Here is a 13713-nt window from a genome sequence, read left to right as displayed (position 1 = left end):
ATGACCATGAAACGGCTGCATCTGGTGTGCGGAGCCCCCACGCACGACACTAATTTCGTACGCCTGCGACTGCTGGAGGAACTTGCCGGTGACGACAGTCTGTGGGTCAGCGTGAGCGAGGACTTCTCCGCGCTCGACCGGATTGCGCAGGCAGATGCCCTTGTCGTCTACACTTGCAACGTCTCGCCCGACGACGCGCAAATCGACACTCTTGAGGCCTTCCTCGAACGGGGCGGACGCATGTTCGCCATGCACGCCAGCAATGCCCTGATCCGATTCACCGACGGTCCGCCGATAGTGGCACAGGGAATCGAGATCCCGGGGCAGGTCGATACGACCGACACAAATCCACGGTTCACCAACCTGCTCGGCAGCCGCTTCCTCGCGCACCTGCTTTTGCAGCAGATGAGTGTCGAGGTGACAGAACCAGACGACCCCCTGGTCGCGAGTATCGATCCTTTCACGGTGGAGGACGAACCGTACATCCTCGAACTCACAGGTCCGGCCCGCGTGCTACTCGGCTCGCGCTTCAGCGGCAGCAATCCCGGCTATGTCCTATCGGATTGGCCTGACCCGGTATTGCATCCGCAAATGTACCTGCGCGAGCATGGGGCAGGCGCGGTCCTCTATCTGGCCCTCGGTCACAGCAGCGGCAAATATGACTTTCGACCACTTATGGATGAGGGGCCTGTTACTAGGGGGCCATGGGACTCTCCCCCGTTTCGCGAGATCGTGTCACGCGCATTGCGCTGGGTCGTCGCCCAGTGAGCGGGCGTCTGACGGGCAAGGGCGCCCTCATACTGGGGGCCGGCGGGCAGGGCAACATGGGCCAAGCCATCGCGCGGCGCTTCGCGCGTGAGGGCGCGAAATTGGTAGTCAGTGCCCGCAGCACTGCCGCAATTGAGAACCTTGCAACGGAACTCGCCGGAACGGCGGTGACTTGCGACATACGCTCGAAAAGTTCAATCGAAGCACTGGCGGACGAGGCGCGCGCAACGCTCGGCCGGATCGACATTGCGGTGGATTGCACCGGCGCCAACTTTGCCATGCCCTTTCTCGAAACTACTGGCGAGCAATTGCAGGACCTGTTCGACCTTCAATTCAGGGGGCCGTTTCAGTTCATGCAGGTCATGGTCGAGGCGATGGACCATGGCGGCTCTATCATCCGCATCAGTTCGGCCGCGTCCACGATCATGCTGGACGACTATGCGGCTTATCGTGGTACGAAGGCGGCGATGGACCAAGTCGCGCGTAGTGTCGCTGACGAGTTTGGCTCGCAAGGGATCAGGGTCAACTCGATCAGCCCTGGAGCGGTGCGCACGCCGATGACCGCCGAAGTCTGGGCTCACCCTGGAGTGGTTGCCGAATTCGACCGCACGTCTCCCCTGGGGCGCACCGCGACAGTCGACGAGATTGCCGCCGCCGCGGTCTGGCTGGCCGAGGACGACTGCTTCATGACGGGCGAGAACCTGCACGTCAGTGGCGGGCTCATGCTACGCAGCAATCCGACAAAGCAACAGATCCAGGCCGCCATGGCGCTCACTGCCGCAACCTGATCCGGTCCGGCTGATTGCGCGGGACGCGAACGACGAGAGGACCAGAATTGTCGAGACAGCAGAACATCGATCTCCTGAACCGCTATTTCCAACTCATGCACGATGGAGATTGGGAAGCGGTGGAAGCCATGTATCACGATGACGTGGTCATCCACATGCTCGGAACGACTCCGGCCTCCGGACTGCTCGAAGGGAAGAAAGTGGTAACCGACGACCTGATTGCGGAAAAGGTTCACGGCGCACTCGTTCCCGAGCGCATCACTTTCGCCAGGCGTTGGAAGATCATGTGCGCGGACGACGAGCGCGTCGTCGCCATCATGGAGGGAGGCGGGCCGACAAGGGCTGGCGACAACTACGACCAGACCTATTGCGAGATCTTCCGTTTCAAGCACGGCAAGGTCATCGAAATGCACGCTTTCTTTGACACCGCCCTCGCCGAACGTGCGCTATTCGGCAATCCTCTCAAGGAACCGCGCGAGCCGGGTTCGGCGCGCATGGACTACTGAGCCCGATGGGAAAGCTGGGGACCGCGTGTATCTCGTCAGCAGGGCGACGCGGGGGATCGGCGGAGCCATCGTCATGGCCTTTGCTGCGAAGGGCGCGACCACGGTCATGACCGACAACCGCCAAGAGCCCCCCGGAGCGTTGGCGGATGAGCCAGGCCAAGTGGCACCGGGGCAGAAAGCTGCGAACAAAATTGGCTGATCCAAAAGACTCGTCGAGCGGGGTTTCGAGGATTCCCCCATCGATGCGATGCCAGCACGGTCGACAAGGATATCGGGCTGGTCAAAAATCGTCATGGAAGCATCCGAGCAGCACATCCCCGTTTTCCACCCCCTTCGCCATGTTCGATGTCTCAAGACGCCTTTTTCTTCGGATCCTTCCGCAGGTGGGTACCGGCATGCAGCCCCCCACCCGTTGGGTCAGGTGGTATGAGACGCAGGGTGGGCCGCTATCCACTATACCCGTCAATAAAAAACGGGGAGAATACGATGCACGGGCTCACGCTCAGGACGGGACTTTTTGCTTCAGTGGCGGCTTGCGCGCTATCGGCCTCGCAGGCCCATGCGCAGGAGATGGAAACTGCGCAGGACGAGACTGTAACCCGGGACGAAATCGTCGTCACCGCTCGACAGCGCAGCGAACGCCTGATTGACGTACCTGTTGCCGTAACGGCGATGAGCCAGAAGGACCTTGCGCGCTACAATTCAAATAGCCTCGGCGATATCGCGCAAATGGCCCCTCAAGTCCGCGTGGCCCAGCAAGCGAGTGGCGGCGGTTCTTCATTCGTTATTCGGGGCATCGGCTCTTCCACACTCGACACCGGGTTCGATCAGTCGGTGGCCATCAACGTCGATGGGGTCCAGACTGGCCGCGGTCGGTCGCTCCAGCAAAGTTACTTCGATATCCAGCAGGTCGAGGTACTCAAGGGTCCACAAGCGCTCTTTTTCGGCAAGAACAGCCCAGCCGGCGTAATCTCGATGCGCTCGGCCGATCCAACGGATGAATTGTCCGCCGGCGTCAACGTCGGCTACGAGTTCAAGGCGCACGAGTGGGTTGGCAACGGCTTCGTGTCGGCTCCCCTGACTGACACTCTGGGCTTGCGCGTCGCATTCCAGGCGCGCCGGATGCGCGGCTGGATGGAGAGCATCCCGGCCGCACCGATTGCGGGAGGTGAGCCCGCCACTGGCCTCGACATGCTTGCGGCTGACAAGTGGGGCCCCAAGCAGCGCGAGATCATCGGTCGCGTGACACTCAAGTATGCGCCTTCGCCCAATTTCGATCTCAACCTGAAGGTCACAGCCGGTGTCTCGAAGGACAACGGCGAAGGTACGAACGGCGAAATCGTCTATTGCGGCGGCGGTCCGGTCAACGGGCTCGTCGATCCCTATGCCGACTGCAAGAAGAATCGCAAAGTCGTCTCCGCCTATACACCCCCTGAACTGACGAACGGCTATATCGCCGGCAAGGACGGCCTGCCCTATTCAAACTACAAGCCGCTGCTGGCCTCGCTGACTGCTAACTGGAAATCGGACGCCGTCGCCCTTACCTCGGTCACCGGATATTACCGCTATCGTCTCGGCTATCTTCAGAACGGCTTCGAGAAATCGAGCTTCGCCTACAATCTCGGCTCGCAACTCGAAAAGTACAAATCGTTCTCCCAAGAATTCCGCGCACTTACTACATTCGACGGTCCACTTAATGGCATGGTCGGACTGTATTACCAGGACACTTCACTGGAAAATGGCCAGACGTTCCGGATCGCTGCCTTGCCGCAGGATCCGGCGACCGGATACTATTCCAGCATTTCCAAGACCGGCACGCTCGACGGCAAGACCTATTCCGCCTTCGGACAACTGACCTTCGACATCCTCGAGAATCTTGAACTGGCGGGCGGCCTGCGATGGACGAAGGAAAAGAAGACCGTCGCGCAGCGCAACATTTACGTCCACCCGCTTCTGTCATCGCTTTTCCCGCTCACCGAGTTCGATGGCACATTCAAGGACGACAATGTGTCGCCCGAAGCCACCCTCACCTGGCACCCATCGCCCAACTCTACACTCTATGCCGCCTACAAGACTGGCTACAAGTCGGGTGGCTTCGGTCTTCCGGCCATCCTTTCGGTCGGCACGGTAGCATCAGACTTCACTTTCGGCCCCGAGAAGGTGAAAGGCGGAGAAATCGGGTTCAAGGGAGAATTCATGGGCGGCGCGCTCTCTCTCAACAGCGCGATCTATCTCTATGACTACAAGGGCCTCCAGGTCGACATCTTCGATGGTACGAAGATCACCTACCAGGTGTTCAATGCCGGTTCGGCGCGCACCAAAGGCGCCGAAGTCAACCTGCGCTACAAGGCCAGCAAGGAATTCTCGCTGCGTGCTGGCCTCGGCTACAACAAGGCGCGCTATCGCGACTTCCTCTCGGCCTGCTATGCCGGACAGACAATTGCGGACGGTTGCAACTTGCAGCCCGATGGCAACGGTGTCTTCACCCGGCAGGATCTCAGTGGTGCACCGCTGGTTCGCGCGCCCGACTGGTCAGGCAACTTCGGTGCTACCTATGACGCACCGGTGACCGACCGTTTCAACATCTCGCTGTCCGGAGACGTCAACGGCACTTCCAAGTATTTCTTCAGCGAGACCGAAGGACCCGGCACCCTCCAGAAGGGCTTCGTCAAGATGGACGCGGCGATCCGCTTCTATCAGCCCGACAAAGGGTGGACGTTCGCACTGATTGGCAAGAACCTCACTGACAAGTACGTCATTGCCGGCGGCAGCGATCGACCGGCGACCGGTGCAGGCGCGGGAACCAACGCGTCGACGGACGCGGACATCATCGGCTACATCGAGCGCCCGAGAGAGATCATGATCCAGGTCGGCTACAAGTTCTGAGGACGCCCATGCCAGACGCCAGTAATGCCGACGTCATTCGCGACTATTATCGCGCCATGGAAGAGGGAGACTTCGCGCACGTCGTCTCCCTTCACGATCCAGAAGTCACCTGCTGGATGTCGGGCACGAGCTTGGTGTCCGGCCGGTTCGAACAACGTGAACCCCTTTACGCCCACATGGGTGAGCATGTTCTGGGATCGCTCATCGTCGGCACCGAAGACTACGTAAAGGGATCGCGGCTCGTCCTGAGTGATGGCCCTTTCGTAGTAGGCCTGCTTCACGGCGGGCTGCCCGCGAAGGGCGTCGGTCGCTACGACCAGTTCTATCTCCAGATATTCCGGTTCGAGAATGGGCTGATCCGGGAGATCGTTGAAATGTTCGATACCGTTATGGTCGAGACAGCGTTGATGAAGCACTCGCTAGTGACAGGTCGCACATCCCCCGACCGGCCCTTCATTCTCGACGAACCGATCCGTGAACCACTGGCTGACCGGAGCGCAATGGTTGCACTCGCCGAGGATTTCCTGACCGCAGTTGCTGAAGCGGACATGGGGCGGCTCAAGGCAACGCTCTGCAACGACGCCGACATCCGGATCATCGGTTCGACCCCATGGTCGGGAACTTGGGGCGAGCCTTGCGTGCTGGGCTCGATCTTCTCGGAGGGGCTCGATTGGCAAGGTATCGTTGCAGCCGATGCCGGCGGAGCGGCAGGGCTCGCAAAGAGCCCCAACGGCAATCAGCAGTACGGAGTGCTCCTCGAAGCCCGCGAAGGTCGGATCGGCTGCGTCTCGGTGTTCCTCGACACCGTAGCGGCCGAATTGTCGGCCTTCGACAACCCGATTGTTGGAGGCTCATCCAGATCCATCAAGCCTCCATTCGACGTGGCGCTAGCCTTTTCGGCCTTGCCGTGAACGAGCGGGGCAATTCGTGAGCGAAGGCCACTGGCAAAGGACCTTCCCAATGCCAGAGTTCGGTGCTGCTCCGATCCACACCATTAGGCAATCAGTGGTCGAAGGAGTGACAATACGTGAACCGAAAGATGTGCTTCCCGCCGCCAAGGCGCTGCGCGATGCAATCTGGGCGACATGCGAGTTGCACGTAACCGCGAGCCACGACATCTCCGGTACCCGGCCGATGGTCTGCGACGCTGGCACTGCTCTGGCCGCTGGTGTCTTCAGCGCAGCAGGCCCTGATCGATGGTGGCTGGATGAAGGACTTGCCCTGCGTTCCCCCCTCATCGCGGCAAGCCGCGTGCGCGCCGCGCCGTTCTGGTGCAACGCTGCTGGGATTTACGACTATGGGGGACGCCAGATCCTGCCCGAAATCAACCTTGAGAATTTCGCGGCGCGTGCTCTCACCCATTCGGCCATTGTAGTTCCGGTACACCTGCCACTCGGCCAACTCGGCGTCGTCAGCATCCTGTCGCCAGACGCTTTCTGCGAAGATCTGCGGGAACCGTTCGATCGCCATTCGCAGACATTGGCAACTTGGGCAGGACAATTTGTCTCGACCTATGTTGAAGCGATGCAAGGCCCATCGCGCATGGCCGGCGCGGCCGGACTTTCGCGTCGCGAGGTCGAATGCCTGCACTGGGCCTCAGTAGGCAAGACCAATGAGGAAACGGGAATGATCCTCGGCCTTAGCAGGGCCACCATCCGCTTCCACATCGCCAATGCTGCCCGCAAGCTGGTCGCGGTCAACCGTGACCAGACGATCTTCAAGGCCGCGCAGCTCGGCTACTTGCCGAGCTGGCGCTAGCCCTTCAATGCCCCTGCCAAGACGCGGGCCGACGCTCGCGAAAGGCTGCGACCCCCTCTTCCTTGTCGCGTGTCGCACATAACCCTGCGAAGGTGCGACGCTCGAACAATAGCCCTGCCGACAGATGGGTTTCAAATGCATGGTTCACCAGTTCTTTGTTCGCCAAAACTGCCAACGGCGGCATTGCCGCGACAGTTTGGGCCAGTTCCAGCGCCGCATCTAGAAGTTCGTCATCTGGCACGACCCGCGTCACCAGATTAGAGCGCTCTGCTTCGGTGGCGCTCATCGTCCGGCCCGTGAGGCACATTTCCATCGCCTTCCACTTGCCAACTGCGCGTGCCAGTCGCTGCGAGCCACCCATCCCCGGAGATATCCCAATGCGAATCTCGGGCTGCCCAAACCGCGCACTTGCGCCAGCCAGGATCATGTCGGCCATCATCGCCAGTTCGCAGCCACCGCCAAGTGCGTAGCCCGAGACCGCGGCAATCCAGGGCTTGCGAACGCGAGTGAGCTTTTCAAATGGCGCATAGGGATCGTCACCGAATGCCTCGGCAAAGCCGCGTGATTCCAACTCGGTGATATCAGCACCCGCGGCAAATGCAGCTTCATTTCCCGTGAGAATGAGGCATGCCTGGTTCGGGTCCGCGTCGAAGCCACTGAAGGCATCCACCAATGCGCACATGACATCCCCGTTCAGCGCATTGCGAACTTCCGGTCGATTGATCCGCACAAGCGTGACGGCATCCATCTTCTCACTGGTTACGCAAGGTATGTGGTTCGTTGCATCCATTACTTGCGCCTACCGCGATCACTCCGCTTGGCTAAACGCACCATAAGGTGAGTTGCGATATCATGCACGATACGAAGGGGCCTCAACGGAGAGGATTGGGAACGTTTGAAGGTATGTTTGACCTTCAAGGTCACAAGGCCACGGTGACGAGTGGGTCGAGCGGTTTGGGACGACATTTCGCGCGGGCCGTTTCCGGGCCGGCGCAGATCTTGTTCTCGGGGCCCGGCGGCACGAACACCCGGATGCTACGGCAAGACCGGTGTGCATTTTAGGACAGCATTGCCGAACCATCGCTTTCGACGTCTGCGGCAGCCGCAGCAAAGAGCGGGCCTCCGCCGTCTTGGCGGACATCGACATGCAGAGTCTGGGAAGGCGCCGAACCTGGTGCCCAGAACTGAACGGTCATGGCGCACCCGACAGGATTCGAACCTGTGGCCTCTGCCTTCGGAGGGCAGCGCTCTATCCAGCTGAGCTACGGGTGCAGTGGACGGGCGAGTAGCAGAGGCCGCAGGCGGTTTCCAGCGCCAAATCACGAATTTGGCGGGACCATGGTACTCTATCCCCTATTCGCTTGCCGGCGATGCCGGATTAGCAGGCATCCTGGATCTGGATCGCAGGTTAGGAAATTGGCAAGCGGCGAAGCGGTATTAGGCCGGAAATGGACAGGACTTCCAACGCGCGCGGCATCGACGGTACGAATGGCGGCGCGCAAGGCAGACAGAAGCTGCGGCCCGGTCGATCGAATTTCGGCAAGAGCACCGGCAACACGCTCGGTCTGAAATGGGCGGCGCTGCAAGATGCCGCGAACGCGGTGGCCACGATTGCTGGCGAAGCGCCCGAAATAGCCGTCGAGGAAGTCAGGCATTTCCCGCTGGCCATCCGCGAGGCAGGCGGGTGGCGGCTCCGGCATGCCGAGCAGGGGATCGAGGACCTGACCTCGATCATGGAACCGGGACTGACCGCACTGCTCGCAGCGCTGGCGCGCGGGGCGAACCCACAGGCTGCGGCACTCGCGCTGTGGAATGAGTACATCGAGGCGCGCAATGCCCTTCTCGAACTCCTGCCGCCCAACCGGCACATGGGACGCCGCACGGCCTGAGACCGATCCGGATCCGGTTCTGTCCGGCTTGCCAGTTCTTATTATGTTCCTATTATTGTCGGATGGCCGATACCGATTCATCCGGGGTGATCCCGCAGTCAGACCCCGGTTCCTTCGCCGCCCCCGATGTCGTTCGCGGCATCGGGCGCCTCTTTGCCCGCAACGATATCTGGTGCCTGACCGAAATGCCGCTGCGCTGCGGGCGGCGGGCCGACCTCATGGGCATAGACGCCAAGGGGCATGTCGTGATCGTCGAGATCAAGGTAAGCCGGGCTGACCTGCTGGGCGACGGCAAGTGGACCGACTATCTCGACTACTGCGACCGATTCTACTGGGGCCTGCCCCCATCGCTCGATCGCTCGCCGCTGGAAGGGGAAGCCTTCCTGCCCGACAAGTGCGGGGTCATCGTCGCAGACGGCTACGACGCAGAAATCCTTCGGCCAGCCCCCTTGCGCCAGCTTGCCGCCGCGCGCCGCAAGGTGGAAGTCGAGCGCCTGGCTCGCGCATCGCTGCGCCGGCTGGTCAACATCGGCGACACGCATACCTCGCAGTGGGGCGGGTGATCGCCGCCAGCCCTGCCAAAGGGGTGAAATGTAATTAGATCAATGCCTTATTGGAGGAACCGCCCTGCCCGCGAGCCGCGCGATAATCGCCCGCTTGCCTTTGACCGGCAGCATCGGCCAGTCGGCGATTTCCTCCATCGTGCGCTTGCACCCAAGGCACAGGCCGGAGCCCGGATCGAGCCGACACACACCGGTGCAAGGGGATGGCACGCAAGTCATGGGTGCGCTTGAGCAGGTGGCGCGATAAGCGGCAAGCGCAATTTTCTTGCGATTTGTTGCAATGCACCCTAAAGGACCCGCCGTAACCGGCGCGCGGGACCAATCCCGCCGCAGTCCGAGAGCAGCGTGAGGTCGTTGCGCGTCTACCGCGCGAAGACCAGCCCCGGCCGAGCGGTTGCCTTTGAACCAAGCTTCCTTCTTCACGCAGGGTCGCCCGAAACGAACCCTTGCTGTGTTCGCGGGCAACGGTGCTCGCGCGCTCCGCACTTATTGAAAGTGACGTATGTCCTATTTCTCCGAACTTGGCCTTGCCGAGCCCATTCTCCGCGCGCTCCAGGCCAAAGGTTACACCGATCCCTCGCCGATCCAGCGCAAGGCGATTCCTTCGCTGCTGGAAGGCCGCGACCTGCTGGGCATCGCCCAGACCGGCACCGGCAAGACTGCCGCGTTCTCACTGCCCTCGCTGCACCGCCTGGCCGCCGATCCCAAGCCGCGCAACAATGCCGGCTGCCGCATGCTGGTCCTTTCGCCCACGCGTGAACTGGCGGCACAGATCGCCGACAACATGCGCGGCTATGCGAAGTTCCTGAGTCTTTCGGTTCAGTGCATCTTCGGCGGCGTGCCGGTGGGCAAGCAGGCCCGTGCGCTGGAACGTGGCTGCGACATTCTCGTCGCCACGCCGGGCCGCCTGCTCGACCTGATCGACAACCGCGCGCTGACGCTGCGCCATGTCGAGATCTTCGTGCTCGACGAAGCCGACCAGATGATGGATCTGGGCTTCATCGTGCCCCTGAAGCGCGTCGCCGCACTGCTGCCCAAGCAGCGCCAGAGCCTGTTCTTCTCGGCCACCATGCCGCAGGCGATCGCCGAACTGGGCAAGCAGTTCATCAACAACCCGGTGAAGGTCGAAGTCGCGCCGCAGTCGACCACGGCCGAGCGCGTCGAACAGTACGCGACGTTCATCAACCAGGCGGAGAAGCAGGCTCTGCTGACCCTGCGCCTGCGCGAAGGGCTGGCACCTGACGCGGCCGAGAAGGCCGAACACGGCGCCATCGACCGCGCCCTTGTCTTCACCCGCACCAAGCACGGCGCCGACCGCGTCGTGCGCCACCTGACCGCCGCGGGCATCCCGGCCGCTGCGATTCACGGCAACAAGAGCCAGGCGCAGCGCACCGCCGCGCTTGGCGGCTTCCGCCAGGGAACCGTGCGTGTCCTCGTTGCCACCGACATCGCCGCGCGCGGGATCGACGTTTCGGGCGTGAGCCACGTCTACAACTTCGAGATCCCCAACGTGCCGGAACAATACGTCCACCGCATCGGCCGCACTGCACGTGCCGGCGCGGACGGCGTTGCGATCAGCTTCGTAGCGCCGGACGAAAAGCCCTATATCCGCGATATCGAGCGCCTCACCCGCATCAAGCTGGCGCCTCTGCCGCTTCCCGAGGACTTCCAGAAGCAGGCCGCCCGCCTGCCTGCCCCCGCGCGCAAGGCACCGGCCGAACCGCAAGGTTCCGGCAATCGGCGCGGACAGCAGAGCCGTGGCGGCAATGGCCGCAGCGGCGAGGAACGCCGGCGCGAACGCCCTCGGGGCGATCGTCCGCACGGTGAACGGCCGCAGGGTGAACGGCCCCGTCACGACGGCCAGCGTTCCGACCGTCGCGCCGAACACGTCAGCGAGGAAGGCGGCGAGCGCAAGCGCCGATTCCGTCCCCGCGGGCCGAACAGCGTCGGCGCGCACAAGGGCAAGGTTCGCCGCGCGGGCTAGTAACGCCATCGCCCAACAGGCATAAGACGCGGCAATGCCAGCGAGCTTGGGTCCGGGTCCTTGGGCGGTGATCGCCTCCGCTGCCGTCATGACGGCAATCGTCGGCGTGCGCTACCTGATGACCTCGGGCCTGTTCGCCCTGATCACCCGCCGGGTCCGCCCGGGCCTATACCAGGGCCTGAGCGGACAGATCGGCCGGGAGATCGGCTGGTCGCTGCTTTCGGCGGCCATCTACGGGATACCCGCCGGGATCGTCGCCTGGGGCTGGCAGGAACGGGGCTGGACGCGGATCTACAACGATCCGCAGGCCTATCCGCTATGGTGGATGCCGCTATCGCTGCTGGCCTACCTCTTCCTGCATGACACCTGGTTCTACTGGACCCACCGCTGGATGCATCGGCCCGTTCCGTTCCGGATCGCCCATGCGGTGCACCACGCCAGCCGGCCGCCGACGGCCTGGGCGGCGATGAGTTTTCATCCCGTTGAAGCGCTGACCGGTGCCATCGTCATCCCCGCCCTCGTCTTCTTCGTGCCGATTCACGTCGGCGTGCTGGGACTCGTCCTGCTGATCATGACCGTCATGGGAATCACCAATCACATGGGTTGGGAGATTTTCCCGCGGTGGCTCGTTCATTCGCGCGCAGGGCACTGGCTGATAACGGCCAGTCATCACAACCGCCATCACGAGTTCTATCGATGCAACTACGGGCTTTACTTCCGATTCTGGGATCATCTGTGCGGAACCGACAAGGGCCTCTCGGTGCCCTGATCCTGGCTCTGTGCCTCCCGCTGGCAACTGCGGCCGCGCCCGTGAGCGGGCTGGAAAAGGCGGACGTATCTGCCACGGTCACCGACTTGCGCTCGACCAAGGGGCAGGTGCTGGCCTGCCTGACTACACGCCCCGATGCCTTTCCGGACTGCGCCAAGGACCCCAACGCCTTCACCCGCATCGTTCCCGCAGGCACCAATGTGCGCATCGATTTCGGCGCGGTACCCGACGGCCGCTATGCCATCGCCCTCGTCCATGACGAGAACGGCAACGGCAAACTGGACAAGAGCCTGATGATCCCGCGCGAGGGCTTCGGCTTTTCCCGCGATGCACCGGTGCGGATGGGACCGCCGAGCTTTGCCAAGGCGGCATTTCCGGTCGAGGGCGCAGATGCCCATGTATCGATCCGCATGCGCTACATCCTCTAGTCATGCGATATCTCCGCAGGGAGACTAGCGGCGCGCTTGGCACTTGCCCAAGACGCGGCGCCGGAATACCCCGAAGGTCGTGGTAAAAGGCAGCAGCGAGCAACAGGGCGCAATCGACGCCGTCCGCGGGCGATCCGGCAAGGGCGCCGAAGGCGGCACGTTTTCGCCGTTTCGCTATCCGATCTTCCGGGCGATCTGGATCGCCAACCTGTTCTCAAACATCGGTTCGACCCTGCAGTCGGTAGGCGCCGCCTGGCTGATGACCGAGCTGACGCCGTCGCACCAGCTGGTCGCACTGGTGCAGGCATCAGCGACCGTTCCGATCCTGCTGATCGGCGTCTTTGCCGGGGCCATTGCCGACAACTTCGACCGGCGACTGGTCATGCTGGTCGCGCAAGTCGGGATGCTGCTGGTCTCCAGCGTGCTCGCCGCGCTGGCTTATGCCGGCCTGATCAATCCGATGCTGTTGCTCGCCTTCACGCTGACCGTCGGGATCGGCACGGCACTCAATTCTCCGGCATGGCAGGCATCGGTGCGCCAGCAAGTCGATCCCAAGGAACTGCCGCAGGCGATCGCCCTCAATTCGATCTCCTTCAACATCGCCCGATCGGTCGGCCCTGCCCTTGGCGGCATCCTCATCTCGCTGTGGGATGTGTCTTTCGCATTCCTGGTCAATGCGATCAGCTACATCGGCCTGATTGCCGTATTGCTCTGGTGGCGTCCCCCGCCCCGCCAGATCGACCGGCGACCGATCCTGCCCGCGGTCGGCGTCGGCCTGCGCTACTGCGCAACATCGCATCAGTTGCGGCGCATTCTCATCCGCGGCTTCGCGCTCGGCTTCTGCCTTGCCGCCTACCAGGCGCTCCTGCCGACGGTGGTGAGCGACCACATCAAGGGCGACGAGTTCGACTTCGGCCTGATGCTGGGCCTCTTCGGCATCGGCTCGATCTGCGCCGCCCCGTTCGTGCGCACGATCATCCGCCGGATCGGACTGGAAGGCATCATCCTTTCAGGCTCCGCGATCTTCGTGGCCTCGCTGTCGATTCTCGCCGCCACCCACGACATTCGCTACGCCCTGCCCGCTGCCTTCGTTTCCGGCATGGCCTGGGTACTGATCCTCACCACGCTCAACACGGCCGTCCAGATGCGCTCGCCCGACGAGATCCTTGGCCGCTGCCTGTCGATCTATCAGGCAGTGACTTTCGGCGGCATGGCGATCGGCTCATGGGTGTGGGGCGCCGCGGCCGACTGGCGCGGCCTTCCCTTCGCTCTTCATGGCGCAGCCTCGGTCCTGGCGATTTCCTTCGTGATCCTGCGCTATCTGGCGCCGATGCCCAAGCCCGGCGAAGGCGTACTGCGCAGCCAGTGAGGCAA

14 protein-coding genes and 1 tRNA gene are annotated in these 13713 nt (G+C 62.5%); 12 read left to right on the top strand and 3 right to left on the bottom strand.

Going from position 1 to position 13713, the window contains the following annotated elements; translation table 11 throughout:
• The 6 genes from J3474_RS17055 to J3474_RS17030 all read left to right on the top strand — a co-directional run bounded on the left by J3474_RS17055 (position 1) and on the right by J3474_RS17030 (position 6706).
• A complete protein-coding gene (locus tag J3474_RS17055) occupies positions 1-768 on the top strand; it encodes a ThuA domain-containing protein (RefSeq protein ID WP_083835247.1) in 768 nt (255 codons plus the stop codon).
• Positions 765-1556, top strand: a complete 792-nt coding sequence (locus tag J3474_RS17050; RefSeq protein ID WP_308632935.1) for an SDR family NAD(P)-dependent oxidoreductase — start codon at positions 765-767, stop codon at positions 1554-1556. Before J3474_RS17055 ends, J3474_RS17050 begins: the two co-directional genes overlap by 4 nt.
• 47 nt (positions 1557-1603) lie before the next feature.
• Entirely contained in the window at positions 1604-2062 is a 459-nt protein-coding gene (locus tag J3474_RS17045) for a nuclear transport factor 2 family protein (protein WP_207094950.1), read from the top strand.
• 486 nt (positions 2063-2548) lie between these two features.
• The gene (locus J3474_RS17040) at positions 2549-4948 is read left to right on the top strand and encodes a TonB-dependent receptor (RefSeq protein WP_207094949.1); all 2400 of its coding nucleotides are present in this window, start codon (positions 2549-2551) and stop codon (positions 4946-4948) included.
• 8 nt (positions 4949-4956) lie between these two features.
• Complete coding sequence (locus J3474_RS17035; RefSeq protein ID WP_207094948.1) at positions 4957-5859, top strand: nuclear transport factor 2 family protein; 903 nt, start codon at positions 4957-4959, stop codon at positions 5857-5859.
• A gap of 16 nt (positions 5860-5875) precedes the next feature.
• Positions 5876-6706, top strand: a complete 831-nt coding sequence (locus J3474_RS17030) for a helix-turn-helix transcriptional regulator (RefSeq protein ID WP_207094947.1) — start codon at positions 5876-5878, stop codon at positions 6704-6706.
• A 4-nt stretch (positions 6707-6710) separates the two neighbouring features.
• Here the strand turns inward: J3474_RS17030 and J3474_RS17025 are convergent, their stop codons facing one another.
• Positions 6711-7454, bottom strand: a complete 744-nt coding sequence (locus tag J3474_RS17025) for an enoyl-CoA hydratase-related protein (protein ID WP_207094946.1) — start codon at positions 7452-7454, stop codon at positions 6711-6713.
• A gap of 447 nt (positions 7455-7901) precedes the next feature.
• Positions 7902-7978, bottom strand: a tRNA-Arg gene (locus J3474_RS17020).
• Between the two features lie 176 nt (positions 7979-8154).
• Between J3474_RS17020 and J3474_RS17015 the strand changes: the two genes are divergently transcribed.
• Positions 8155-8595: a hypothetical protein gene (locus tag J3474_RS17015; protein WP_207094945.1), complete on the top strand. Its 441-nt coding sequence runs from the start codon at positions 8155-8157 to the stop codon at positions 8593-8595.
• A 62-nt stretch (positions 8596-8657) separates the two neighbouring features.
• On the top strand, positions 8658-9158 hold the full coding sequence (locus J3474_RS17010) for an MmcB family DNA repair protein (RefSeq protein ID WP_207094944.1): 501 nt from the start codon (positions 8658-8660) through the stop codon (positions 9156-9158).
• A gap of 39 nt (positions 9159-9197) precedes the next feature.
• Here the strand turns inward: J3474_RS17010 and J3474_RS17005 are convergent, their stop codons facing one another.
• The gene (locus J3474_RS17005) at positions 9198-9377 is read right to left on the bottom strand and encodes a DUF1289 domain-containing protein (RefSeq protein ID WP_232512752.1); all 180 of its coding nucleotides are present in this window, start codon (positions 9375-9377) and stop codon (positions 9198-9200) included.
• Positions 9378-9660: 283 nt separating this feature from the next.
• On the opposite strand from J3474_RS17005, the gene J3474_RS17000 reads away from it, so the two are divergent.
• From J3474_RS17000 to J3474_RS16985, 4 genes are all read left to right on the top strand, one after another.
• Positions 9661-11142 carry a DEAD/DEAH box helicase gene (locus J3474_RS17000; RefSeq protein WP_207094943.1) on the top strand — a complete coding sequence of 494 codons (1482 nt, stop codon included), beginning with the start codon at positions 9661-9663 and terminating at the stop codon, positions 11140-11142.
• A gap of 34 nt (positions 11143-11176) precedes the next feature.
• The gene (locus J3474_RS16995; protein WP_013834506.1) at positions 11177-11911 is read left to right on the top strand and encodes a sterol desaturase family protein; all 735 of its coding nucleotides are present in this window, start codon (positions 11177-11179) and stop codon (positions 11909-11911) included.
• Between the two features lie 41 nt (positions 11912-11952).
• Positions 11953-12339, top strand: coding sequence for a DUF2141 domain-containing protein (locus J3474_RS16990; RefSeq protein ID WP_013834507.1), 387 nt, complete (start codon positions 11953-11955; stop codon positions 12337-12339).
• A 79-nt stretch (positions 12340-12418) separates the two neighbouring features.
• On the top strand, positions 12419-13708 hold the full coding sequence (locus J3474_RS16985; RefSeq protein ID WP_207094942.1) for an MFS transporter: 1290 nt from the start codon (positions 12419-12421) through the stop codon (positions 13706-13708).
• The last annotated feature ends 5 nt before the right edge of the window (positions 13709-13713 follow it).

It is taken from the genome of Novosphingobium sp. PY1, from assembly GCF_017312445.1.
Classification (GTDB): domain Bacteria; phylum Pseudomonadota; class Alphaproteobacteria; order Sphingomonadales; family Sphingomonadaceae; genus Novosphingobium.
The sequence above is the reverse complement of the archived record's forward strand: the minus strand, read 5'-3'. Positions and strand labels throughout refer to the sequence as shown.